Genomic DNA, 23,340 nt, shown 5'->3' on the forward strand with positions numbered 1-23,340 from the left:
GCCGCGCACGAGGCAGGGGAACGACCTGCTCGTGCGCAGCCGGCACGGATTCTCAGCCGAACGACGGCGTCGTACCGCACTTGGCGTCGGCATTGATGCAGACCTTCACCAGCGCGGCCAGCTTCGCCGGGTCCCACGCGTTCATGAAGTCGCCGTGGATCGAGGACGCCATTCCGGACGACAGGGTCAGCCCGTCACCGCCGAGCGAGTCGTAACCCAGCATCATCGAGATGTTCGGGACCGCCACCGGGTACTTTCCGGTGCAGACGCCGTTGACCGCCGGGCCCATGTGCGACCGGTGATCCGGCGAGTCGATGTGCTTGCCGTCCCAGCAGTCCTGGTAGGTGAGCTGGTAGATCAGGTTGCCGCCGGCCGCGCACTTCGGCCAGTTGCCGTCGGCGCTGCGGCCGATCTCGGCACTGCCCGCGCACCAGAACTGCCCGCTCGCGCCCTTCGGCGTCGCCACCTGCCGCTTGGCGTCGCCCTGCACCATGACCAGGCCGGGCGGGAACGGCACGACCGTCGCCGGATCCTTGACCTTCGCGCCGTAGTAGGCCCGGAAGTCCTTCATCTTCACCGGCCTGCCGTTCAGCAGCAGCGTCGGCGCCCAGTAGGCACTGTTGTCACCCGCCGCGTCACACGTGGTCGACTGCGTGCGCAGCTGGGCCGGTGTGCTGCCCGCGGTCACCTTCGGCCCGAAGAAGGTGTGCAGGTGCGACGCGCCCGGCAGGTTCGGCAGGACGATCGGGTCGTCCGCCGCCTCATTGGCGACGGTGCAGTTGGTGTGGAACTCCGGAACCCGCACGATGCCGGCCGGGACGGCCTTCGGCTGGACCGCCCGGTGCAGGGCGAGCGTCTCCTTCCAGGCCGCCTCGTCGACCGGCACCCAGCCACCCGGGCTCGCGGACGGGCTGGTGGGCGCGGCACCGGAGGCGGCGGGCCGGGCCGGAGTGGCACTGGCCGGGGCCGGGGTCGCCGGGGTCGCCGACGCGGAGGCGGCGACGCCCACGGTGAGGTGGTTGATGTTGACGAAGTCCGAGCGCGACCGGCTTTTCATGACCAGCACCAGCGTCTGCCTGCCGGCGGGCACGGCGGCGGCCTTCGCGGTGACCGTCGTCCACTTCTGCCATCCGCCGGTCGACGCGACCGGGAAGGTCGCCAGCAGCGTGCCGCTCCGGGTGCCCAGCCGCGCCTCGATCGAGCCGCCGTCGGGGTTGCCCGAGGCGATCCGGGCGCTGAGCGACGTGCTGCCGATCGTGACGTCGCGGTACTCCAGCCAGTCGCCGTTCGCCAGCCACCCGACGTTCCGGCCGCCGCCGGCGTCCGAGGTGTTCTCCGTCTTCGCGCCCGACTGCGCCGCGTACGCCTCGGCCTGCAGCGTCCCCGGGGTGGTCACCTCGCCGGCGCCCGCGGTGGCGATGTAGATGCCGCTCGCCCCGAGCGCGGCGACGACGGCGGCGCCCAGGACCACCCGGGTGGTACGGCGGCGGCGCCTCGGGCCGGGCGGGGCGGCGTGCTGGGATTCCATGCCCATATCGATCCTCAGAATGGCGGGGAAAGGGGTGCGGCACGAATTATGCAGACGCATCACAGGTAACTCAATACGTCAAGAACAAATTCATTTCCCCTGGTCAGAGCGGTGCTGGTGGCCGTCGTAACGCCTTTCAATAACAGTTTTTCGTACGCGCTTTCTTAAGTTCTCTTTAATTCGGTACGGGTCGATGCCCGGGTACTCCGAACGGGTGTGCCGGTCGCCAGGCACGGCTACGGTGGGAACCCGGTAGTGGCCGTCGAGCACCCCGGGAGCGCCGATCGTGCAGACCAGTGACCGCGAGTTCACCGTCGAGATCGCCCGTGCCATCGTCGGCGAGACGGAACCGGACCAGCTGCCCTATGTGGACGCCGACGCCGAGGCGTATTTCGCCGACCCGCGCCGGGCGCTGACCACCCGGCGACCGGGCACGCCCCTGGGCAGCGGCGTGGAGGTGGCGGTCGGACTGACCGCGGTGGCCCTCTACATCGCGAAGGCGGCCCTCGACGTCGTTCTCGAGGAATCGATCAAGAAGGGTGTCGACGGGGTCCGCGGATTCCTGAAACGCCGCCGCAAGCCGAAGGACGAACTCGTCGCCCGGTCCGACGTCCCCACCTTCAGCGACGAACAGATCGAGCGGGTCACCGACGCCGTCACCGGTCTGGCCAAGGGCCGCGGGCTCGATCCCGCGGCGGCCGCGGCACTGGCCGCCGCGGTGCGCGACCGGCTGCCCCGGGCACCCGGCCCCACTACTGGAGATTGAGCCAGGTCGCGGCGGCCAGCACGACGACGGCCGCGGCGGCGCCGGAGCCGATCAGCACGGTCACCGGCCGTCCCGGCGGTCGCCGCTCGGCCGACGGCGGCCGGCGCGGTGCCATCGCCACCAGACCGGCCACGATCATGCCGGCCACGACCGTCTTCACCGGAAAGGCCGTGCCGGACATGCCGAACAGCACCAGGTAGCCGCTGAGCGGTTCGTTCAGGCAACCCGGCTCGGCGGGCAGGCCGCACGCGGCCACACCCATCAGTGCCGGGGTGGCCACCGCGCCGGCGAACGCCACGACCAGAGCCGACACCAGCCCGGCGACGACGCTGCGGGACCGGTGGGACGCGGTCGTCACCGCCGCGGCGAGCGCGCCGACCGCGGCGGTCAGCAGAGCGGCCGTGGACAGCAGGTAGTGCAGGAACCCGATCAGGTCCTCGCGGTCCCGCCGGTAGACGTCGGAGATCGTCACGTGCGCCGTCCAGGACAGCACCGATCCCGCGACCAGCAGCACGACCGTCCCGGCCGCCCCGACCAGCACGGCCCGGCCGAGCGGCGGACGGCGATCCGGCGGCCGGACCACCGGCACGATGTCACCACCGCCGAGCCAGTCCGGTGTCCGCGGCGTCCGGGACCGCAACAGGCCCACCGTCGTCACCAGCAACGGCAGCACGGTGAGCCCGGCGACGCCGGGGGCCCAGCCGAGCATGTCCCACGGGATGTAGGTGATCTGTAGCCACTCCGCGCCCGGCAGCGGCGTGAAGCGAAAGGTCAGCGCCTCGGCGAAACCCGGCGTCCACAGATACAGGCGGCCGTGCAGCGGGGTGTCGTGCATCGACCACCACGTCGCGTACCAGGGCAGGATCGCCACCGTGCCGATCGCGGCGCTGCGCCGCGACACCCGGCGCAGCGAGCCGCGGACCGTCGGCAGCCACGCGCCCGCGTTGTCCCACGACCACCGGGACATGGCCGCCACGATGCCGACGAGGGCAGACGCGGACACCACCGCGGGCCCGGCCGAGCCGTCGCCCACCCCGTCGAAGACACCCCAGCGGCTGGCGTTCGCCGCCGACACCGCGGCCGGCTCGCCGGCCAGCATGCCTACGCCCAGGGCGAGAGCCAGCGTCGCGACCGGAGGGCCGCCCGCCGCGAGCCGCCGCTGCCAGGCCGTCGCGTCCACCAGCCAGGCCAGTGCGCCGATCGGGCCGGCCGTGGCCAGCGCCACCACCACGATCAGCACGAACGTCGTCCCCGGCCCGGGCAACGGGTCGAACCCCGTCGCCACCAGCGCCTGCCAGGCGAGGGTCCCGGCGTCCTGGCTCAGCACCGCCAGGCCGATTCCGGCACCGAACAGCTGCGCCGGCGACAGCGGCGGCAGCGTCCACGGCTCGGCGGCCACCCGCAGCCGCTGTGTCGTGTCCGGGTGCGTCCGCAGCATGACCGGAAGACGGGCCCGCCCCGACGGTGCGCCCTGCTTCAGGAACGGCTCCACGACGTGGCCCAGCCGGTGCCGGCCCGCGGTCGCGTCGGCGGTCAGCTCCCGGTCGCGCAGCACCGCCAGCCGGGTCAGCGTCACCAGCGCCAGCATCACCGCGATCGCCAGGACGGAATGCAGGTCGTCGTGCCAGAAGCCGGTCGCCCGTGGCAGCAGACCGGCCACATCGGTGGCCAGCACCGCCAGATACGGCGTCACGCCCAGCGCCAGGAACGACCGCCATGCCGTGCTGAGCAGCAACGTCGGACCGGTGTCCCGATTCTTCAGGTGGGCCAGCTCGTGCAGCACGGTGCCGGTGAACCGCACCGGGTCACCGGCACGTTCCTTGACGATCCGGCCGGCGACGCAGAGATACGGGCGCCGGGCGGTGCCGAAGACGAACGAGTCGTGGCCGTGCGGCGCCACCATGACGGCCGGCGGCCGGGGCAGGTCATAGCCCCCGGCCAGCTCGTCGATCTCGGCGGCGGCCGCCGCGTCGTACCGGTCGAGCGGCTGGAAGCGCCCCCGCCGGTGGCGCAGCCGCCAGCCGGTGGCCAGAGCGTAGGCGACCAGGGCCGACGTCACCAGCGCCACCGGGCCGGCCAGCGCCGACCACACGATCAGGCCCATGTCGGGCGCCACGCACGCGATGACCGGGACGGTGTCGCCGAGCAGCCCCGGCGGGCCGTCCGGCTGGTACGCCGGAAGGCGCGACAACCCGGTCCCGGCCAGGCACTCGGCGACCCTCGCTTCGCCGGGACGGCCGAGCCGCACCCCGAGGTAACCCCAGATCGACGCGGTGGCCGCCAGGATCAGGACGAACAGGACCAGGAACCGGGCCGACAGTGTGGTCGGCAGCACCGACGGATCGCCGGCCGCCCGGCGCAGGTCGGCCGGGGTCCCGGTCACCACACCGACGTGGTCTTCGTGTACGCCCTGGCCGCGGCCCGGACCGTGAGGGCGTCGTCGATGGCCGACAGGCTGGTGTGACTGAGGATGATCAGGGTGCCACCGCGCCGGACCAGAACCAGGTTCTCGACGGCCACAAGCGAGGCGATCTTCGGCCGCATGGTGATGCGCAGTGCGGTCGCCTCGTCGCCGATCCGGCCCACGCCGAGCCGATTCACGCTCACGGTGACCGCGCCCAGCTGGTCGACGGTGGTGGTGAACGTCCCGCAGCTGCCGGGAGCGCCCCGGACCCGGTCCAGCGCGGCCCGGGCCCGTGACTCGCCGAGCTGGCGTACCCGCTCCCGGATGTAGGCCGATTCCGTCGACGCCGACTGGAACAGCAGCACCTCCGCCTTGGCGCTCGCGCCGCTGGAGAAGTCGGTGTCCAGGGCCGGGCAGCCGCCTCCGCCGGCGTCGCCGCCGGCCCCGCCGTCCACCTGGAAGCCGGGCAGGTCACCGGAGCCGAGCAGTGCCTTGCGCAGCTCGGCCCCGGTCGGTACGCGGGGCCGCGCAGCGGGGGCCGGCGCCGGTGGTGGCCCCGGTGGCCGTCCCTTCGTGGTGCCCGTCGGTCCCGGTGACCCGGCCGGCCGGGAGGAGGCCGGTGCCGCGGGCGTCGTCGGCGCCGCCGATCCCGACGGTGCCGATGGCGCCGACTGCGGGTCGTCGGCCGGGACGGCCGGCAGGCTGGCCGCGAGCGACGGCAGGGCGACCTGGCTCGCCTCCGTCGACGTCGGGGTACGCGTGACGCATCCGGCGAGCACACCGATCAGGGCGGTCCCGGCGACCGCGAGCCGCACGGCCGGCGCCCTCACGCGGTGAACCGCACCCGGTCACGCCGCCACCGGAGTGCGCCGAGCAGCAGCAGCCCGGCCACCACCGCGATGAGGCCCAGCACCGCGACCGTGCCCGCCCGGTCACCGGTGATCGGCAGCGTGGCCGCCGGGGTGGCACTCGGCGAGGTGCCCGGTGCCGTGCTCGCCGATGCGCTCGGCGAGGGCGACGGTGCGGCCGGCCGGGAAACGGACGGCGAGGTCGACGGCGAGGTCGACGGCGAAGGCGACGAGGACGGCGGTAGGCACACCGCGGTCAGCGCGAAGGTCTTCGCCGGGCCGGCCGTGCCGCCGGTCACCAGCAGCGCGCCCGAGGCGAGCCGCCAGCCCTGGGGGGTGGACAGCCGTAGTCCGCGCGTGGTCAGCGCGCCGGTGACCCCCGGCGGCGCCGGCAGCAGGTCCTCCGGCCCGAACTGCCCCGCCAGGGTCCGCTCGTTGACGTCGACCTTGTAGAGCTGACCGGCGATCACCCCGAGCAGCGCGGGATTCGCGTTGCCGTCGACCGTCTCGATGAAACCCATGACGTACGCCAGTGGGGTCCCGCCCGCTACCGGCTGGTCGAATTCCCACCCGTCGGTGCCGGATTTCGCCCCTTCGGGGAATCCCGTGCAGGTGCGCAGGGATGACGGCTGGTCGCCGGCGCCTTTGCCGGTCGCGGCCGTGAACCTCTTGTCGAGACTGAGTGGAGCCGGGTCGTCGGCCGCGGCGAAAGCGGCTGTCTGCAGGGCGAACGCGGCAAGACACGAAGCCGTCAGCACTCCGGTGAAGCGTGCGATTCTCGGGATCATCCCGTTCCTTCCGTCGGCGACGGTCATGATTCGCGATGCCGCCGAAGCCTTCCAGGAACCGGGACACAACGCCGTCCACCGACGGGGTGACGGCTCGCGCCGATCATCCACCGGGCACGTCCGCATTGGACGACGAAACCCGTCGATCATTGTCTCCGCGGGGCCCGACCGTGGCCGCCGTCGGCCCGGCCCGCCGGTTGATGGAGGATCCGCGCAGCGCCCGCTACTTCGACGTGCCGGCCGGCCGGAGCGCGTTCTGCAACACCACCCGCTGCCTGCACCGGGCCGGTATCCCGCCGGAGGGCACCACCCGCGGCATGGTGCAGTTCACCTTCGTGCCCCGTACGTCCGGTCCGCGTGGCGCCGACCCGTTCGCCGGCCTGCGCCCCGACCCGAACGTCGCCGAGGGCAACTTCGCCTGAGCCCCGGTCCGCCGGCCTCCCCCGGCCGGGGGACCCGGTGCCGGGGTGTTGCGGTGAGGCGGTATGCAGGTCACGTGACAGATGGATCTTCGATCGGGCGGGCCGGGCAGCGGATGGCGGTGGCCACGCTGGCCTCGCGGGTCGCCGGGTTTCTGCGGATCCTGGTGCTCGCGGCGGCTCTCGGGCTCGGCACCCGGCTGCTCGACACCTACAACGTGGCGAACACGCTGCCGAACGCCGTCTACGAGCTGGTCGTCGGCGGCACCATGGCCAGCATCGTGGTGCCGCTGCTGACCCGGGCGGCGCTGACCGAACCCGACGGCGGGGTGCTCTACGCGCAGCGGCTGCTCTCGCTGATCGTGTACGTGCTGGGCCTGGTCACCGTGCTCGCGATCGTGGTCGCGCCGTGGCTGATCGACCTGTACGCGCCGGGTTTCACCGCCCAGCAGCGGGAGCTGGCGATCGTGTTCAGCCGGTTCTTCCTGCCGCAGATCCTGTTCTACGGGCTCAGCGCGACCACCGGGGCCATTCTCAACATCCGGGGCCGGTTCGCGGCGGGGGCGTGGGCGCCGCTCTGCAACAGCGTCATCGTGATCGCCGTCGGCCTGACCTACCTCGCCGTCGCCGGCGGTGCGGCCGGTGGGACCGGGCTGAGCCGGGGGTCGTTGCTGCTGCTGGGGCTGGGGACGACGGCCGGGGTGATCGCCCAGACCGTTCTCGTGCTGTGGGCGCTGGCGCGCAGCGGGTTCCCGGTGCGGCTGCGGCTCGACCCGCGGGGCATCGGGATCCGGCGGATCGGGAAACTCGGCGTGTGGGTGCTGCTCGCCGTGCTCGCCTCGCAGACCCTGACCGCGGCGGCGACCCGGGCGGCGTCGTGGGCGGGGCCGGGCGGGGTCACCGCCTATCAGAACGCGAGCGCCGTCTACCTCGTACCGTATGCGGTGATCGCCGTGTCGGTGATGACGGCGATCCTGCCGCGCCTGAGTCAGTATGCCGCCCGCGGTGAACGGCAGCGGGTCACCACCGGGCTGTCCCGGGCGGTCCGCACCGCCCTGGTCGTGATGGCCCCGATCGCCGCCGCGTTCCTGCTGCTCGGGCCGCACATCGCGACCGTGCTGTTCGCGCACGGCAACAGCAGCCCGGCGACCGTACGGGTGCTCGGTCTGGTGCTCGCCGGATTCGGGCTCACGCTCGTGCCGTTCACCAGCTACATGATCCTTCAGCGCGGGCTGTACGCGTTGCAGGACACCCGGACGTCCGCGCTGATCACGGCCCTGGTGGCGGTCGTCGGGGTGGCCGGGTGCGCCGCCGCCGGAGCGCTGCTGCCGGGGGAGGACATCGTGATCGGCATCCCGGTGGCGTACGCACTGGCCTACACCGTCGGGCTGAACGTGACCGCACTGGTGCTGCGCCGGCGCCTCGGCTACCTGGACGGGCGCCGTCTGGTCCGTACCCATGTGCGGGTGCTCGTGGCGACGGCGGCCGGCGCCGGATGCGCCGGCCTCGTCGTCTGGGCCGTCGACGCGACGACCTGGGCCGGTGCGCTGGGCACCCTGGCCGGGGCGGTGTCCGCGGGTGCCGCCGGATATCTCGCCGTGGGGCGGCTGATGCGCCTGGCCGAGCTGCGGCATCTGCTGAACCTGGCGCTGCCCGGCCTGCGGACCTGGTGAGCCGTTACCGGCTGGACGCGCCGGACGTGGCGGGTGCGGCGGACGCGGCCGGTGCGGCAGCCGACGTGGCCGGTGCGGCCGAGGTGGCGGGTGCGGCGGACGTGGCCCGTGCGGCGGTCCGGGACTTGGTCGGCACGGGCTTGACGGGCGCGGGTTTGCGGACGGTGAAGGTCGGGCAGTGCGCGGCACCGTCCGGCGGGGTCGTCATCCTGAGCTTGCCGAGGGTCTTCACCGACGCCTTGGTGATCGCCCGGACGCTGGGCTCGTGGCGGAAGCCCTGGAGGTTGCTGCTGTACTTGCCGTCACCGGTCGGGTAGAGCACCAGCTGCACCCCGTCGATGTAGGCGCAGGCCTTCTCGTTCGCGCCCCAGCCCATGATGTGGTGCCCTCGGTAGGTCTCGAAGAACCCGGGATTCGCCACGGCCGGCCGGGCGGCCGCCCCCGACGCCGACGGCACGGGCATCGGGTCCACGTCCGGGCCGGTGCCCGCATGGACGGTGCCGGCGGTGGTGGCCAGCCCGACGGCGACGGCCAGCAGTGCGAGCCCTGCGTATCCTCCGCGGTTCGCCCGTCGTTTGCCGTGGTGCATGGAATTCATTGTCGGACCACTTTCATCGACGTTTACAAGAAGTGCTCGAGCTGTACGCAATCGTACTTCCGGACAACGGCCACGGACTGATTCGAAACGCCGCACCGCCGCTTTCTCATTCCTTTCGGTGACAACGGCGACACGAATTATCCGATGCTCGGTTGAATAAGTCTGCCGACATGTTTTGTCCATTTGAGGATGAGGATTCCGTATGGCGAAGACGAACCGTCGTGACGTCCTGCGCTACGGCGCGGCCGGAGCGGTGACCGCTGCCACGGCCGTGGTCGCCGGCCAGGAGCTGGCCAGCGCCGAACCGCCGCCGGGCGCGGGCGATCCGAAGAACCCGCTGGGCGGCCTCAAGAACGTGCTCGACCCCCGGGACTTCGACGAGGTGTTCAAGGGCAAGAAGATCCGGGGCCTGCACAACCAGCGGGGCCGCAACGAGCTGACGATCAACAACCGGCGGCTGGCCCTCACCGAGATCAGCACGCTGTTCGTGCCGGCGGACGGGTCCCCGCCGTACGTGGGGGTGGGCTGGATCAGCGCCCTGAACCACTACGACCCAGTGGAGATCGACAGCAGCCGCAACCGCGAAGGGCTGCGCAAGCTGGCGCGCAAGGTCGTCGACATCCTGGGCGACTACGAACTCGCCGACGGGGCCGCGGACGAGCACGGCCACTGACGATTTCTTTTCGTGAAAGGCGACTGAAGACCATGGCAGTACGCAAGAGCATCACCGCGATGACCGTTGCGGAGAAGACCGCGTTCACCAACGCGATGCGCCAGCTCAAGACCACTTCGGTGAACGGGCGGAACTACAACTGGTACATCGACCAGCACGTCCTCTATTTCTCCCGTACGTCGGACAACATCAGTCACGCGCACCAGTCGCCGTCGTTCTTCCCCTGGCACCGTGAATACATGCGCCTGCTGGAGCTGGACCTGCAGACGGTGAGCGGCAACGCGAACCTCTTCCTGCCGTACTGGGACTGGACCGGCAGCGCCAGCCCGTTCACCGCCGACTTCCTCGGCGCGATCACCAACGGCAGCGTCTCCAGCGGCAACTTCAGCCCGTCCTGGGGCTGGTCGCTCTACCGCAGCAGCATCCAGACCAGCTTCCTCCAGCGGCGGGTCGGCCAGAGCGCGAGCCGGCCCACCGCCGCGACGGTCACCAACATCCAGAGCTACCAGGTGTACGACCAGTCGCCCTGGAACTCGACGGTGTCCAACAGCTACCGCAACCGCGGCGAGATCGAGCTGCACAACCGGGTGCACAACTACGTCGGCGGTCACATGGCCACCCGGGAGGCGCCCAACGACCCGGTGTTCTGGCTGCACCACTGCAACATCGACCGGCTGTGGTGGCTGTGGCAGAGCAGCCGTGGCATCGACACCTACCAGCCGCGGACCGGCTTCACGGCCGGTGTCGTCGACAACACCGAGGCGATGCGGCCGTTCGGGAACGGGCGTACGCCGTCCGCGGTCCGCGACATCACCCTCCTGGGCTACAGCTACGCCTGACGCTCAGGCCACTGCCCGGCGGCGGCGCGCGAAGCCGCCCCCGGCAGCGGCCTCGGTGATCGCGGCCGCGCGGTTCACGGTGCGGCGTTGCAGGCCCGGGTGCCGGGTCTCCCACGCCGAGCGGACCCGGGACGGCAGATGCAGGTCACGCCAGACCCGGCGCAGCATGGCCGGGTTGATCAGATCCTCCACCTCACCGCAGTTCGCGGCCTCGCACAGGACCTGCTCGTAGGCGTGCCGGACCTGGATCGGGTCATCGAGTTCGAATTGACGGCGGCTGGCATGCCCGCAGGCCATGTGATGCGGCACCTCGAGCACACCGACGCTGTGCCCGTGCAGGTCGTCGATCCGGTCAGGGACGGCGGGGGCCCGGGTGGCGGCGCTGCGATTCTTGCGGCCGTCACGGGCGGCGACGTACGACATGCCCCTCAGGCTAGGCCCGCCGGGCTGCCGGAGAGGGCGGATACGAAATCGGTGGCGGCAGGATGACAGCCGTGCCAGGGTGGTGCCGAGTAGAGCCCACAGACGAGGAGAGACCGATGCGAGCAGCTTCCACGCTCCGGACCCCTGACCGTCCTACCGTGGAGTTCTGCTTTGGCATTGTTGAATCTCGGGATCGTCGCCCATGTTGACGCCGGCAAGACCAGCCTGACCGAGCGCCTCCTGTTCGAGGCCGGGGCGGTGTCCCGGCCCGGGAGCGTCGACGACGGCACCACCCGCACCGACTCGATGGAGCTGGAGCGGCGGCGCGGCATCACCATCCGGGCGGCCGTCACCTCGATCCGGCTCGGTGACCTCACCGTCAACCTGCTCGACACGCCCGGCCACCCCGACTTCATCGCCGAGGTCGAGCGGTCCCTGGCCGTGCTCGACGCCGCCGTCCTCGTGGTGTCCGCCGTGGAGGGTGTCCAGCCGCAGACCGTCGCCATCTGGCGGGCACTGCGCCGCATCGGCGTGCCCACCCTCTTCTTCATCAACAAGGTGGACCGGCGCGGCGCCGACGTGGAGCGGGTGACCGCCCAGATCCGGCGGCGGCTCGCGACCGGCCCTGTTCCACTGACCACCGTCACCGGCCAGGGCGACCGCGGTGCCCGGGTGCGGGCCGTGCGCCTCGACACCGAGCCGGTCGTCGCGGCGGTCGCCGAGGGCGACGACGTCATCGCCGGGAGATGGCTGGCCGGTGAGCCGGTCCGGGCCCGCGACGTGCGGCGTGCGATCCGCCGGGCGGTACGCGGCGCCACGCTCAGCCCGGTCGTGTGCGGCTCGGCCATCACCGGCGCCGGCGTGCCGCAACTACGTCACATCCTCACCGACCTGCTGCCCCGCAGCGACGAACGGGACGGGCCGGTGGCCGGTACGGTCTTCGCCGTCGACCGGGACGACCACGGACGGCGGGCCTGGCTGCGGTTGTGGTCGGGGCGGCTGAGCGTACGGGACCGGGTGCACCTGGCCGGGGCCCGCCCGCAGACCGTCACCCAGATCGCCGTGAGCGAGCCGGACGGCGTCCGGGTGCGGCCGTCGGCGGCGGCCGGGCAGATCGCCGCCGTCCGCGGGCTGTCCGCGCGGATCGGCCAGCACGTCGGTGAACCGCCCGGGCGACGGCTCTACCAGTTCCCGCCGCCGACCCGGCAGGCCCTCGTCGAACCGGTTGACCCGAGCCGGCGCCTGGCGCTGTTCGCCGGTCTCACCGAGCTGGCCGACGAGGACCCGCTGGTCGACCTGCGGCTCGACGAACAGCAGGAACAGGCGGTGATCCGGCTGCACGGCGAGGTGCAGAAGGAGGTGATCGCGGCGCTGCTGGAGGACCGGTACGGCGTGGCGGTGCGGTTCTCCGGAACGCTGACCGCCTGCATCGAGCGGGTGATCGGTTCGGGGACGGGCGAGGATCGGATCAGGGAGCGCGGGAATCCGTACCTCGCCGGGATCGGATTGCGGATCGAGGCCGCCCCCGCCGGTCACGGTGTCGAGTTCCGGCCCGGCATCGAACCCGGTCGCCTGCCTCCGGCGTTCATCGCCGCCACCGAGGAGGGGGTGCGGGCCGCACTGCGGCAGGGTCCGCACGGCTGGCCGGTGACCGACTGCACGGTCACCATGACGTCGTCGCAGTACTGCCCGCGGCAGAGCCGGCCGCACCAGAAGTTCGACAAGTCCATCTCCAGTGTGGCCGGCGACTTCCGTCATCTCGCGCCGGTCGTGGTGGCGGCGGCGCTGCGGACCGCCCGCACCCGGGTGTGTCATCCGGTGGAACGGTTCGACGTGAACCTGCCGCATCAGGTGGCCGACGTCGTCACGGCGCTGCTCGGCCGGGCCGGGGCGGTCATCCGGGACACCGCGACCGCCGGCGGATACCTGGAGATGAGCGGGGTCCTGCCGTCGTCCCGGGTGCCGCGGGTGGTGGCCGCCCTGCCGGATCTGACCGGTGGCGAGGCCGTGCTGACCGCGCGGTTCGACCACTACGCCCCGGTCACCGGTGAGGATCCGCCGGTGATGCCACGGCGCGGACCCGATCCGGCCGACCGTGCCGGGTGGTTCCGCGCCGTACCGCGCTGATCAGTTCCCCCGGGATTCGCCGGCCGGCGGATCCCGGGGGTCAGCCGGCGGACGGGCCGTGGTTGGCGTATTCCCAGAGGCGGTTGTGATGGACGTCGGACAGGCTGCGGCCCGGCTCGATCGGCGCGGAGAAGGGCCGGGCCGTGGTGGCGGCGGGTGCCCACGGGGCCAGGATGTCGAATCCGGCGCCGAGGTGGCTGTCGCGGATCACCAGCTGTCCGTTGGGGGTGATGCCGGGCAGGTATCCGGTGGCGCTCGCGCCCTGGTCCCAGGCCCGGCCCAGGCGGCCGGTCGGTGCCGCGACATAACCCTCGTCGGCGACGATCCGCGACCGGGTGACCAGGAAGCCGTACGGATACCCGGGATGCGTGCTGGGCGCGAAGATCACCCCGCCGGACGACTTGCGGCTGGAGACGAGCCGGAACGTGCAGCCGGTGAAGACGGCGGCGGCCCGCCCGAAGACGAAGTCGGTGTCGCCCTCGACATACGTGTCACGCACCGAGACCCGGGCGATGCGGGTGTCGTCGGCGTTGGCGAGCAGGGTGTCCTGGCGGCTGATCAGCCGCAGGCCCTCCAACTGGGTACGGTCCGCGTCGGTCCGCAGCGCGAGCGCCTGATGGGTGCCGCGGTCCACCGTGTCCAGCAGCGTGTTGGTGATGGTCAGGTTCTTCAGTTGCAGGTCGGTGCTCTGCGCCCAGACGACGGTGGCGCACAGCCCGGCGGTGGCGCTGGTCTTCGTCGCGCACGACTGATACATCGGCCAGGCCGGGTCGCCCTCGGCGTAGCGGCCGTCCGGGTTGACGAGAGCCGCCCACTGGGCCGGGGTGACCGTCGCGTCGATGGTGAACTCCAGCCGCACGTCCCGCGCCCGGCCGGTGCCGTAGACGGTCAGCGGGGGAGTGCCGGCCGGGATGAAGACGGTGCCGGTGTACGTGCCGGGCCGTACCGCGATCCACCGGCGGGCGGTCCCGCCGTCCCGGTACGCCGCGTCGACCGCGTCCTGGACATCGGCGAAGCCGTGCGGGCCGACCACCAGGTCGGGGCGGTGCGGGGTGCGGATCGGCGGGGGCCGCCACGGGTCGGCGACCGGATCGGTGTACGTGCCGGAGAACCCGAGATGGTTCTCCGGCACGAACGCAGCGGCCTCCCCGGCCGACAGGATCGGACGGGCCGTCGTGCCCGGCGGGACCTGCCGTGGCTCCGGGCCGGGTGGCCCGGCGGCCGTCGGCAGGGCCAGTGCCAGGGCGGCAACCGCTGAAACGATGTGCATCGTCCACCTCCAGGAATGCGCTTTCCTGGAGCATCGTACTGTGAAGTACGTCGATGGATTGACTCACTCCGGGGTGATCGTGAAGGTCACCTCGGTCTCGTACAGCCCGTTGTCGTCCCAGGAGCACTCCATGCCGTCGGGTACGTGGCAGCTGTACACGTTGTCCTCCTCGTAGGGGTTGTTCCAGTAGATGACGACGTTGCCGCCGTTCTCCGTCTTGTACTTGATGCCGCCCGAGGTGCCGCCCTGGTCGACGTTGGCCGTCGTCCTCAGCCAGTCCGACGAATGCGCCGGCAGTTCGTCGTTGGCATACGTGACGAATTCGCCGTCGGTTGCCTCCTGCCAGACCACGTCGAATTTCTCCGAGGTCTGGTTGTCGACGGTCACCTTGGCGGTGAAGACGCGCGGATCGGCGTGCGCCGGAACTGCCGGGCCGAGGGTGGTGGCGGCGGTGGCCAGCGCTGAGGCGGCCAGGATGCCCCACGACGAGAAACGAGTGTGCGATGTGGTCATGACGATTCTCCTTCAGCTGTGGAATGGTTCGACAATTGAGGTCGTCCCTGCAATTGCGAAACCAATCATCACGGCGCGGAAAAACCGTCGTTCACGAAATCCGCGGTCGCTGGCCGAATGGCCGGCACCATGGGTCGTTCGGTTTCTCCCGGGCTTCCGGCAGGCCGGGCGGCGGCGATCGGGCGCCGCCGCCGGAGGCCGGGAGTAGGATTCGTCGCCCCGGGCCCGGCAGGCCGCGACCCTAGGAGGCGTAGCGCCGCTCGGCGCGGGCCCTCGCCTTCGCCGCCTCCACCTCACGGTCGCGCGGCGGTGCGGTGGTGACCAGCGCGGCGAGCAGCTCCGCGGTGGCCGCCTGCACGGCGGCCACGGCCTGGTCGAAGGCGGCCTGGTTGGCTTGCGACGGCCGGGTGGAACCGGCGATCTTCCGCACGTACTGGAGAGCGGCCGCGTGGATCTCGTCCGGCGTGGCCGGCGGCTCGAAGTTGTGCAGCTGGTGGATGCTCCGGCACACGGTCGGGTCCCTTCGGTACGGATGCCTCGGACCCTCCCAGCCTAGGTGCCGATCACCCGGCGGCGGTCCCCTCGATGTCGAGGGGCTTGGCGGTGAGCACGTCGGAGCTGACGTAGGCCAGGTCCAGGGTCACGTCGGTGAACCAGAGCACCGGCAGCGTCAACGGCGGCGGTTGCTCCGGGGTGAAGGTGACCGGGATCAGCCCGAACAGCTTGCCCTTGAAGGTGGGGCTGTAGAACTCGACATTGCCGTCGAGGATCAGTTCCCCGCTCTCGATGACGGTGACGGCGTCGCCCGGCTCGTCGATGGTGAGGGTGAACGGCTTGTTCACCACCTTGTCCATGGTGAACTTCAGTGACCGGATCGGCCCGTTGCCGGTCGGCACCTCGGCCACGCCGTCGTAGGACGAGTTGTACATGGTCACCGAGGCGGCCCTCACCACGCCCGGCTTGGCCCCGGCCAGCGGGATGCCGCCGTCGTCGGCCCGCACGTTCATCTGCCGGGCGCCCAGGCAGGGGATCTCCTCCGGCTTGGCGGACGCGGACGCGGACGGGGGCACGGAGGCGGAGGCGGAGGGGGACACCGGCACCGACGCGGACGGGCCGGTACCGGGAGCGGCCGTCGTGGGCTGCGCCGAGGGGCCCGGGCCGGGGGTGCCGGCGGACGGTGCGGGGGACGGCTCCGCCTGCTCCTCGCCGCCGATGCCCAGGAAGTCCCCGACGCCGTTCCAGAAGTCGTTGATGCCGTCCAGCACCGGATTGCCGCTGCCGGTCTGGGACGGCGAGGCCGACGGTGACACCGACGTGCTCGGCGACGGGCCGGAGGCGGTCTTCGTCGGCTTCGGCTTCGGCTTCGGCTTGACCTTCGCGGCCGACGTGGCCGTCGCGCTCGGCGAGGCCTTGCGGGACGGCAGGCCCTCCGGGCAGTCGGCGGCCTCGGCGGGCCGGTTCCCGGCCACCATCACGCTCGTGGCCAGCAGCAACGGGGCCACGATGAGCAGCGCCTTGCGGTGGACGCCGGACGGCTGCTCGTCGGCGACCGGTTCGATCTCCTGGGTGGGCCGCTCGTCCCGCGGGGGCGCCACCCGTGGCGGGCCCCACGCGATGACCAGCGCGCCGCCGACGATGCCGAGCAGCATGCCGGCGATCCAGCCGCCCAGGTTGAGGCCGATGAACGAGTACAGCGCGGTGATGATGCCGATCACGCCGTAGAACAGGCGCTGCGCGGGGGAGAGCCAGGTCAGGATTCCGGCGGCGATCATCATGACCGGCAGGAGGTACGAGTAGAAGCCCTGTGGCCCGATGTGGATCTTGATGTTGTCGAGCTCCATGTTCGCGCTGACGAACATCTCCAGCCCGGACAGCACCAGGAGGAGCCCGCCCCAGAACGGCCGGACGCGCCGCCACCGCCGGAACCTGTCCCGGATGTTCTCCGTCGCCACGCCGAGCCTCCCAGTCACCTCAGAGCGACGGGCCCGCGGAGGAGTGCCCCGCGAGCCCGATGAAACGATGTCAGTCCTCGTCGTAGTAGCACTCGTGCGAGCCGCCGATGTGCAGCTTGAGGTTCATGCCGTTCAGGGTGAACGTGGAGGCGGAGGTGTAGTACGCCTCCTGGCGCAGGCCGTTGATCGTCACCTTTTCGGCCTGCTGGCCGAAGGAGAGCGGCGCTCCGTGGCTGTCGGCGCCGTCCTGGCCGAGAGTGGAGCCGTCCAGGCCGATCTGGATGTCCTCGAAGGTGGCGTCACCCCCGAGGGTGGACATGCCGATCAGCAGTTCGTCGGCGTGCACCGGACGGTTGGGATCGTCACCGGCCTCGATACGCAGGGTCACTGGCCCGACGGCGACCGACTGGCAGAGGTTCCACAGGTCGGCGCTCCGGATGCCGGACATCGCCGCCGGGATCTTGCCGTTCGGGTACTTCTCCTTGTCGGCGGTCGGGAGCTCGCCGCTGTACTGGGTGAAGCCGTTGCCCACCAGCTTGTCCGCGGACAGTTTGAACTGCTTGCCGGAAACGGTGAAGTTCGCTGCCAGGGCACCCTCGGCGAGGGCCAGGACCAGCCCGCCCGCGATCACCGTCGGCACGCCCACCGCGACCGCGAACCGGCGCCAGTTGGTGCGCCCGTACGCCGGAGCGTTTTGCGCATCCTCCACGGAACCTCCTCATGGATGGTTGGACCGGCGACTTGCGCAGTGAGGCACATCGATGGTCGCGGTCGTAATGTGCCGGAAATGTTGCCGCTCCCGGGCCGGGACTACAAGGGCTTGATTTACCGGTCAGTAACCCAGGTCACTAGATCAACATGACGCACCGTGATCTCTGCCACTCAGGTGTCCGAAATTTCCGACATTAGGATCGAGGCTGGCGAGTTACCCGTTACCCGGGGTACGCAAGGCCTGCTTTATTGCGGATGGATAACGAAGTGAATTGGCCTGGAGGACCCTTAGATCACGGCCCCGGCCTGCCGATCGGAGAGGCATGACCGCCCGCGAGGATCGCCGCCGATGAGCGTGCAGCGCCGCCTCAACGCCGGCTTCCTCGCTCTCCTCGTCCTCTTCGCCCTGTTGCTGATCCAGTTCGGCGCCGGTGCACGGCTGCGCGCCCAGCACGACCGGGCGGCCGACCGCGCCGACCGTGCCGAGATCGCCAACGACCAGGTCCTCCAGCGGATGACCGACGCCGAGACCGGTGTGCGCGGCTTTCAGTTGACCGGCGAACCCGCCTTCCTCGAGCCGTACGAGCGGGGCTGGACCGCCGCCCTCGCCGCCCTCACCGACCTCGGGCGCCATGTCAGCGGCGAGGACACGCAACGGCTGCTCGACCGGGAACGTGAGGCCGTCCACGCCTGGCTCGACGGGTATGCGGCCCCGATCGTCGCCGCCGGAGTGCCCGACGCCGACACCACCCGCGCCGTCCGCGGCAAGGGGCTGTTCGACGAGCTCCGGCTGGCCAACGCGGCCGTCGCCGACGCCGTCGCCCGGGAGTACCGGCGTGTGCAGGCGGCCGGCGACTCGTCGCGTACCTCCCTCGATGTGGTCGCGACGGTCCTCGTCATCGCGATCATCGTCATCGGGGTGTCGGTGGCCCGGACCGGGCGGCGGCAACTGCTCGTCCCGCTCGCGCAGCTCGGTATGACCATCCGCCGCCTCGCCGGGGGCGACCGCTCGGCACGGGCCGAACCGGTCGGGGCGGAGGAGTTGCGTACCGTCGTGGAGGCCCTCAACGACCTCGCCGAGCAGACCGAGACCCTGCTCGCCGCCGAACAGGCCCGCGCCGCGCGCGCCGGTCTCCGGCAGGCCGTCGCGGCCGAGATGCAGGAGATGACCGATCCGGTGGCGACCGGCCAGCGGATCGCCGAGCTCGTCGCCGTCGCGGTCGGCGCCGCGACCGTGCACAGCCGGATCACCGTCACCGGCAGCGGTGAGGTGCACTCCTGCTGGCCGGACGGCGCCGCCGAACCGCCCGGCGAGCCGGCCACCGAGATCCTCGCCGGCAGACCCCGCCAGCCACGGGTCCGCCCCGACGGCGGCATCTGGCTCGGCATCGGCGGCGACGCCGACTGCGGCCCCGGATACCTCTACGCCCATCGCCCCGGCTCGCCGGTCTGGACCGAGGCCGAACAGCGGCTGCTCGCCGGCGTGGTCCGCGACATCGAACGCGCCCTGCGCCAGGTCAGCCTCCAGGACAAGCAGGCCCGCCTGATCACCGAGCTGCGGATCCTGGACCAGCGTAAGGACGTCTTCATCCAGACCGTCACCCACGAGCTGCGCACGCCGCTGACCAGCATCCTCGGCTACACCGAGATGATCACCGACGAGGGCGGCGGCGAACTCACCACCCTGCAACAGCGCGCCCTCAACGCCATCCTGCGCAACGCCCACCGCCTGCACGACACCATCGGCGACCTGATCCTGCTCGACCGGCCGGACCGCGACACGGCCGCGCACCCCGAGGCCCTCGACCTGGCGGCCCTCGCCGACCTGGTCCGCGGGGAACTCGCCAACGCGGCGGCGGCCAAGAACCTCACCGTCACCTTCGACACCGCCGAGGCCTGGGTACGCGGTGACCGCACCCAACTCCAGCGGGCCCTGCGCAAGCTCGTCGAGAACGCGATCAAGTTCACCCCCGACGGGGGCCGCGTCGACTGCCGCCTGACCGGGGACACGCATTCGGTCGCGATCGCGGTCACCGACACCGGGATCGGCATCCCCGCCGAGGACGTGCCCGGCCTGTTCACCCCGTTCCACCGTGCCGGAAACGCCATGGACCAGGCCGTCCAGGGGCCCGGACTGGGGCTGGCCATCGTCCGGGACATCGTCCGCGACCACGGTGGCACCATCGCCGTGCAGTCCGTCGTCGGCCGGGGCAGCACGTTCACCGTCACTCTGCCGGCCTGCCCGGCCCCCGTCGAACCGCGGTCACCGGCACACGTGTGAGGCACTCGTCCAGGTCGGTGGGGTGCGTGATCAGCAGAACGGTACGCTCGCCGGCCGCCGCCAGCAGGTCACGCGTCAGGGCGACCGCGGTGGCCTCGTCCAGATGCTCGGTCGGTTCGTCGAGGATCAGCACCCGGGCGTCGGTCAGCAGCAGCCGGGCCAGCGCCAGGCGCCGCCGCTGCCCGCCGGACAGCGCCATCCCGTGCTCACCGACGAGCGTGTCCAGGCCGTCCGGCAGCGTCGTCACCCACTCCAGCAGCCGTGCGGCGCGCAGGACCTCCCGTAGCTGTCCGTCGGTGGCGTCCGGGCGGGCGATCCGCAGGTTGGCACCGATCGTGGTGTCGAACAGGTAGGCGTCCTCCGGCAGATACCCGACGACCGCCCGCACCTCGTCGGCGGGAACGTCCCGCAGATCGACGCCGTCCATCGTCACCCGGCCCGCCCACGGATCCAGGAACCGCACCAGCAGCGCGGCCACCGTGCTCTTGCCCGACCCGCTCGGCCCGGTCAGCGCGACCCGGCTCCCGGCCGGCAGCACCAGATCGAAGCCGCCGACCGCCGTCCGCCCCGCCACCCACCCCGCGGTGACCCCCTCGACCCGCAGCTCAGGCACCCCGGCCGGCCCGGCGTGCCGGTCGTTTTGCCCGGCTGGTTCTGGCCGCTGTCTCAGGCCGGTCGAGACGTCGGTGGGAGCCAGCCGGGTGTGCGGGTCGTTTTGTCCGGCTGGTTCTGACCGCTGTCTCGGGGCGGTTGAGACGTCGGTGGGAGCCAGCCGGGTGTGCTGGCCGTTTTGTCCGGCTGGTTCTGACCGCTGTCTCGGGGCGGTCGAGACAGCGGTGGGAGCCAGCCGGGGGGAGTGCAGCGGGTCGGGAGCGGTCCAGATCTCGGCGAGACGGTGCAGCGAGGCACGGGCGGCCGCGTAGTGCTGGGCAGCCGCCGGGAGCGGCCCGGCGATCTCGAACACCGCCAGGGGAGTGAGCACCACCAGCGCCAGCAGTTCCCCGCGCAGGGTGCCGGACCGCACCGCGTAGGCGCCCGCGATCAGTCCGGCCAGCACGGACACACCGGTCACGAGGACGGTCACCGCCGCGCCCAGTCCCGCCGTCGCGGCCGAACGACGCGATGCCGCGGTCAGCCGGGCATCGACGACGGCGAGCCGGTCGAGACGGTCGCGCGTCGCCCCGTACGCGAGCAGATCGGGCAGTCCGTGCACCAGATCGACGACGCCGGTGGAGAGTTCGGCCCGCAGTGGCGCCAGCCGCCCGTCGGCCCGCCGTGCCGCCGCCCTCTGGAGCACCGGCACCCCCACCGCGGCGACCAGCAGTGCCGCCGCCAGGACCAGCCCGGCCGCCGGTGCCAGCGCGCCCACCACCAGCACGGACGCGAGACCGACGACGGCCGCGACCGCGTACGGCAGCAGCACCCGGGTGACCAGATCGAGGACCGCGCCGACGTCCGAGGCGAGCCGCCGGGCCAGATCGGCGCGCCGGAAGTCGGCGAGACCGGCCGGGGCGAGGCGTTCCAGCCGCTCGAACAGCCGCACCCGCACGTCGGCGAGGATCCGGAACGCCGCGTCGTGCCCGAACAGCCGCTCCAGGTAGCGCAGCACGCCCCGGCTCAGCCCGCACGCCCGGACCGCGACGATCGCCACCATCAGATGCAGCACCGGTGGATGCAGCGCGGCCCGCGAGATCAGCCAGGCCGACACGGCGGTCAGCGCGACCGCCGCGCCGGCCGCACCGGACCCGGCGAGCACGGCGAGACCCAGGCGGCCCGCCGCCGGCTTGAGCAGCGGGTACAGGCTGAATCCGCGCCCGGCGCCCGGTGCCGAGCGGTCGGTCGCGGCGGCGGCGGTCATGCCGGCACCAGCTCGGCGGTCAGGCGGATCTCACGATCGGCGAGGGCGATCAGTTCCGGACGGTGCGCCGCGATGATCACGGTACGGCCGTGGGCGAGGCGGCGGATCGCGTCCATCACCCCGGCCGCGGTGGCACCGTCCAGGTTGGCGGTCGGCTCGTCGAGCAGCACGATCGGAGCGTCCCGCAGAAACGCCCGGGCCAGCGCGATCCGTTGCCGCTGCCCGGCCGACAGCCCGGCGCCCGCGTCCCCGAGCACCGTGCCGTAGGCCTCCGGCAACTCCTGCACGAACACGTCCGCGCCGGCTGCCCGGGCCGCGGCCACCACCTCCGGCCCGTCGGCATTTCCGGTCAGCGCGATGTTCTCGTACACCGAGGAGGCGAACAGATGCGGACGTTGCGGCACCCAGGCGATCCTGCGGCGCCAGGCCGCAAGGTCAAGATCTTCCAGCGGTACGCCGTCCACCCTCACCAGACCTGATGAGGCGGTCACGAAGCCCAGCAGCACGGCCAGAGCGGTCGACTTCCCGCAGCCGGACGGCCCGGTCAGCGCCACCACCTCGCCGGGCCGGATCGTCGCGTCCAGGCGCAGCGCCGCCCCGGCCCGCCCGGGGAACCGTACCTCGACGTTCTCGAACACGATGTCCCCGTCCCGCGGCGGCACCGTCCCGGCCACCGGTGGCGGCGTCTCCAGGATCGTGAACACCTCCTCGGCCGCGGCCAGCCCCTCCGCGCTCGCGTGGTAGTTGGCACCGACCTCGCGCAGCGGCCGGTACGCCTCCGGGGCCAGGATCAGCACGAGCAGCGCCGTCGCCAGGTCGAGGTCGCCGTGCACCAGGCGCAGCCCGACACCGACCGCGACGAGCGCCACCGACAGCGTGGCCAGCAACTCCAGCACCAGCGACGACAGGAACGCGGTCCGCAGCGTCCGCATGGTGTGCCGCCGCTGGTCGTCGCTGATCCGCCGGATGATGCCGGCCTGTGCCCGCGCCCGGCCGAACAGTTTGAGCGTCGGCAGCCCGGCCACCACGTCGAGGAAGTGGTGGGAGAGCCGGGCGAGCAGCCGGAACTGCCGCCGGTTCTGTGCCTCGGTGTGCATGCCGACGAGCGCCATGAACACCGGGATCAGCGGCAACGTCACCGCGATGGTGACCGTGGCGACCAGGTCCGCGGGCAGCAGCCGGGCCAGCAGCAGCCCCGGGACCAGCACCGCGAGGAGCAGCTGGGGCAGGTAGCGGGCGAAGTAGGCGTCGAGCGCGTCCAGCCCGCCCCCGGCGAGCGCCGCGATCTCCCCGGCGGGTCGCCCACCGGCCGGCCCCCGCGCGGCGATGTGGGTGAGGAGCCGGCTGCGGAGCTGGCTCTTCACCGCGGCGGCGGACCGGGCCGCGGCCACCTCCTGCAGCCACGCCACCGCGGACCGGGCCGCGACGACGAGCGCCAGCGCGACGAGGACCGGCAGCCCGGAGGCCTCGACCGCGGTGATCGCGGCCCCGTTCAGGAACACCGCGGTGATCGCACCGGCGAGCAGGACGGCCTGCGCGATGAGCAGGGCGGCGTGCCCGAACCCGAGGACGACGGTGGCCGCCAGGTAGGCCCGGGTCGCCTGGGCGTACCCGAGCAGGCGGGGGTCGAGTGGCTTCATCGGAGTCCTTCCGGGGACCGGCCGTTTGG

At 72.1% G+C, this 23,340-nt stretch carries 20 protein-coding genes; 7 read left to right on the forward strand and 13 right to left on the reverse strand.

The genetic code is table 11. From position 1 onward, the window contains the following. Nucleotides 1-52 precede the first annotated feature (52 nt). Entirely contained in the window at nucleotides 53-1,528 is a 1,476-nt protein-coding gene (locus BC793_RS25790) for a DUF1996 domain-containing protein (RefSeq protein ID WP_239169914.1), read from the reverse strand. Nucleotides 1,529-1,814: 286 nt separating this feature from the next. On the opposite strand from BC793_RS25790, the gene BC793_RS49740 reads away from it, so the two are divergent. After that, nucleotides 1,815-2,294, forward strand: coding sequence for a hypothetical protein (locus BC793_RS49740; RefSeq protein WP_158319364.1), 480 nt, complete (start codon nucleotides 1,815-1,817; stop codon nucleotides 2,292-2,294). Here BC793_RS49740 and BC793_RS52395 read toward each other — a convergent pair. Genes BC793_RS52395 through BC793_RS25810 form a run of 3 tightly spaced genes read right to left on the reverse strand, consistent with a single transcriptional unit; the run spans nucleotide 2,281 to nucleotide 6,334 of the window. Further along, on the reverse strand, nucleotides 2,281-4,677 hold the full coding sequence (locus tag BC793_RS52395) for a M48 family metalloprotease (protein WP_146246445.1): 2,397 nt from the start codon (nucleotides 4,675-4,677) through the stop codon (nucleotides 2,281-2,283). The two genes, BC793_RS49740 and BC793_RS52395, sit on opposite strands and share 14 nt — an antisense overlap. Further along, entirely contained in the window at nucleotides 4,674-5,528 is an 855-nt protein-coding gene (locus BC793_RS25805) for a hypothetical protein (RefSeq protein ID WP_109596604.1), read from the reverse strand. The genes BC793_RS52395 and BC793_RS25805 overlap by 4 nt, the downstream gene beginning before the upstream one ends. Then, the gene (locus tag BC793_RS25810; RefSeq protein ID WP_146246446.1) at nucleotides 5,525-6,334 is read right to left on the reverse strand and encodes a hypothetical protein; all 810 of its coding nucleotides are present in this window, start codon (nucleotides 6,332-6,334) and stop codon (nucleotides 5,525-5,527) included. The genes BC793_RS25805 and BC793_RS25810 overlap by 4 nt, the downstream gene beginning before the upstream one ends. Nucleotides 6,335-6,504: 170 nt before the next feature. Between BC793_RS25810 and BC793_RS25815 the strand changes: the two genes are divergently transcribed. Together BC793_RS25815 and murJ are read left to right on the forward strand one after the other, a co-directional pair. After that, entirely contained in the window at nucleotides 6,505-6,756 is a 252-nt protein-coding gene (locus BC793_RS25815; RefSeq protein ID WP_109596609.1) for a hypothetical protein, read from the forward strand. Between the two features lie 113 nt (nucleotides 6,757-6,869). Then, nucleotides 6,870-8,426, forward strand: a complete 1,557-nt coding sequence (murJ, locus tag BC793_RS25820; protein WP_109596611.1) for a murein biosynthesis integral membrane protein MurJ — start codon at nucleotides 6,870-6,872, stop codon at nucleotides 8,424-8,426. Nucleotides 8,427-8,430: 4 nt separating this feature from the next. Here murJ and BC793_RS25825 read toward each other — a convergent pair whose 3' ends face one another. Then, nucleotides 8,431-9,015 carry a tyrosinase family oxidase copper chaperone gene (locus BC793_RS25825; RefSeq protein WP_158319365.1) on the reverse strand — a complete coding sequence of 195 codons (585 nt, stop codon included), beginning with the start codon at nucleotides 9,013-9,015 and terminating at the stop codon, nucleotides 8,431-8,433. Between the two features lie 211 nt (nucleotides 9,016-9,226). On the opposite strand from BC793_RS25825, the gene BC793_RS25830 reads away from it, so the two are divergent. Both BC793_RS25830 and BC793_RS25835 read left to right on the forward strand, forming a co-directional pair. Then, nucleotides 9,227-9,697: a tyrosinase family oxidase copper chaperone gene (locus tag BC793_RS25830; protein ID WP_109596615.1), complete on the forward strand. Its 471-nt coding sequence runs from the start codon at nucleotides 9,227-9,229 to the stop codon at nucleotides 9,695-9,697. 32 nt (nucleotides 9,698-9,729) lie between these two features. Beyond that, nucleotides 9,730-10,536: a tyrosinase family protein gene (locus BC793_RS25835; protein WP_109596617.1), complete on the forward strand. Its 807-nt coding sequence runs from the start codon at nucleotides 9,730-9,732 to the stop codon at nucleotides 10,534-10,536. A gap of 3 nt (nucleotides 10,537-10,539) precedes the next feature. Here BC793_RS25835 and BC793_RS25840 read toward each other — a convergent pair whose 3' ends face one another. Then, nucleotides 10,540-10,959 (reverse strand): hypothetical protein, encoded by a 420-nt coding sequence (locus BC793_RS25840; RefSeq protein ID WP_109596619.1) that lies wholly within the window; start codon nucleotides 10,957-10,959, stop codon nucleotides 10,540-10,542. 171 nt (nucleotides 10,960-11,130) lie between these two features. Here BC793_RS25840 and BC793_RS25845 point away from each other — a divergent pair, with 171 nt between their 5' ends. Beyond that, entirely contained in the window at nucleotides 11,131-13,086 is a 1,956-nt protein-coding gene (locus BC793_RS25845) for an elongation factor G (protein WP_109596621.1), read from the forward strand. A gap of 40 nt (nucleotides 13,087-13,126) precedes the next feature. On the opposite strand, the gene BC793_RS25850 is transcribed toward BC793_RS25845, so the two are convergent. From BC793_RS25850 to BC793_RS25875, 5 genes are all read right to left on the reverse strand, one after another. Beyond that, complete coding sequence (locus BC793_RS25850; protein ID WP_109596623.1) at nucleotides 13,127-14,356, reverse strand: putative acyl-CoA thioester hydrolase; 1,230 nt, start codon at nucleotides 14,354-14,356, stop codon at nucleotides 13,127-13,129. A 63-nt stretch (nucleotides 14,357-14,419) separates the two neighbouring features. Then, nucleotides 14,420-14,869 (reverse strand): hypothetical protein, encoded by a 450-nt coding sequence (locus tag BC793_RS25855; protein WP_109596625.1) that lies wholly within the window; start codon nucleotides 14,867-14,869, stop codon nucleotides 14,420-14,422. Between the two features lie 241 nt (nucleotides 14,870-15,110). Then, entirely contained in the window at nucleotides 15,111-15,380 is a 270-nt protein-coding gene (locus BC793_RS25865) for a DUF2277 domain-containing protein (RefSeq protein ID WP_109596629.1), read from the reverse strand. 52 nt (nucleotides 15,381-15,432) lie between these two features. Beyond that, nucleotides 15,433-16,821 (reverse strand): DUF6114 domain-containing protein, encoded by a 1,389-nt coding sequence (locus BC793_RS25870; protein WP_109596631.1) that lies wholly within the window; start codon nucleotides 16,819-16,821, stop codon nucleotides 15,433-15,435. A 70-nt stretch (nucleotides 16,822-16,891) separates the two neighbouring features. Beyond that, complete coding sequence (locus BC793_RS25875) at nucleotides 16,892-17,530, reverse strand: DUF6230 family protein (RefSeq protein ID WP_109596633.1); 639 nt, start codon at nucleotides 17,528-17,530, stop codon at nucleotides 16,892-16,894. A 351-nt stretch (nucleotides 17,531-17,881) separates the two neighbouring features. Here BC793_RS25875 and BC793_RS25880 point away from each other — a divergent pair, with 351 nt between their 5' ends. Next, entirely contained in the window at nucleotides 17,882-19,813 is a 1,932-nt protein-coding gene (locus tag BC793_RS25880) for an ATP-binding protein (protein WP_109596635.1), read from the forward strand. On the opposite strand, the gene BC793_RS51590 is transcribed toward BC793_RS25880, so the two are convergent. After that, nucleotides 19,758-21,671: an amino acid ABC transporter ATP-binding/permease protein gene (locus tag BC793_RS51590; RefSeq protein ID WP_239169913.1), complete on the reverse strand. Its 1,914-nt coding sequence runs from the start codon at nucleotides 21,669-21,671 to the stop codon at nucleotides 19,758-19,760. The two genes, BC793_RS25880 and BC793_RS51590, sit on opposite strands and share 56 nt — an antisense overlap. Next, complete coding sequence (gene cydD / locus BC793_RS25890; RefSeq protein ID WP_109596637.1) at nucleotides 21,668-23,311, reverse strand: thiol reductant ABC exporter subunit CydD; 1,644 nt, start codon at nucleotides 23,309-23,311, stop codon at nucleotides 21,668-21,670. Before cydD ends, BC793_RS51590 begins: the two co-directional genes overlap by 4 nt. Between the last annotated feature and the right edge of the window lie 29 nt (nucleotides 23,312-23,340).

This window comes from Actinoplanes xinjiangensis (assembly GCF_003148685.1).
Classification (GTDB): domain Bacteria; phylum Actinomycetota; class Actinomycetes; order Mycobacteriales; family Micromonosporaceae; genus Actinoplanes; species Actinoplanes xinjiangensis.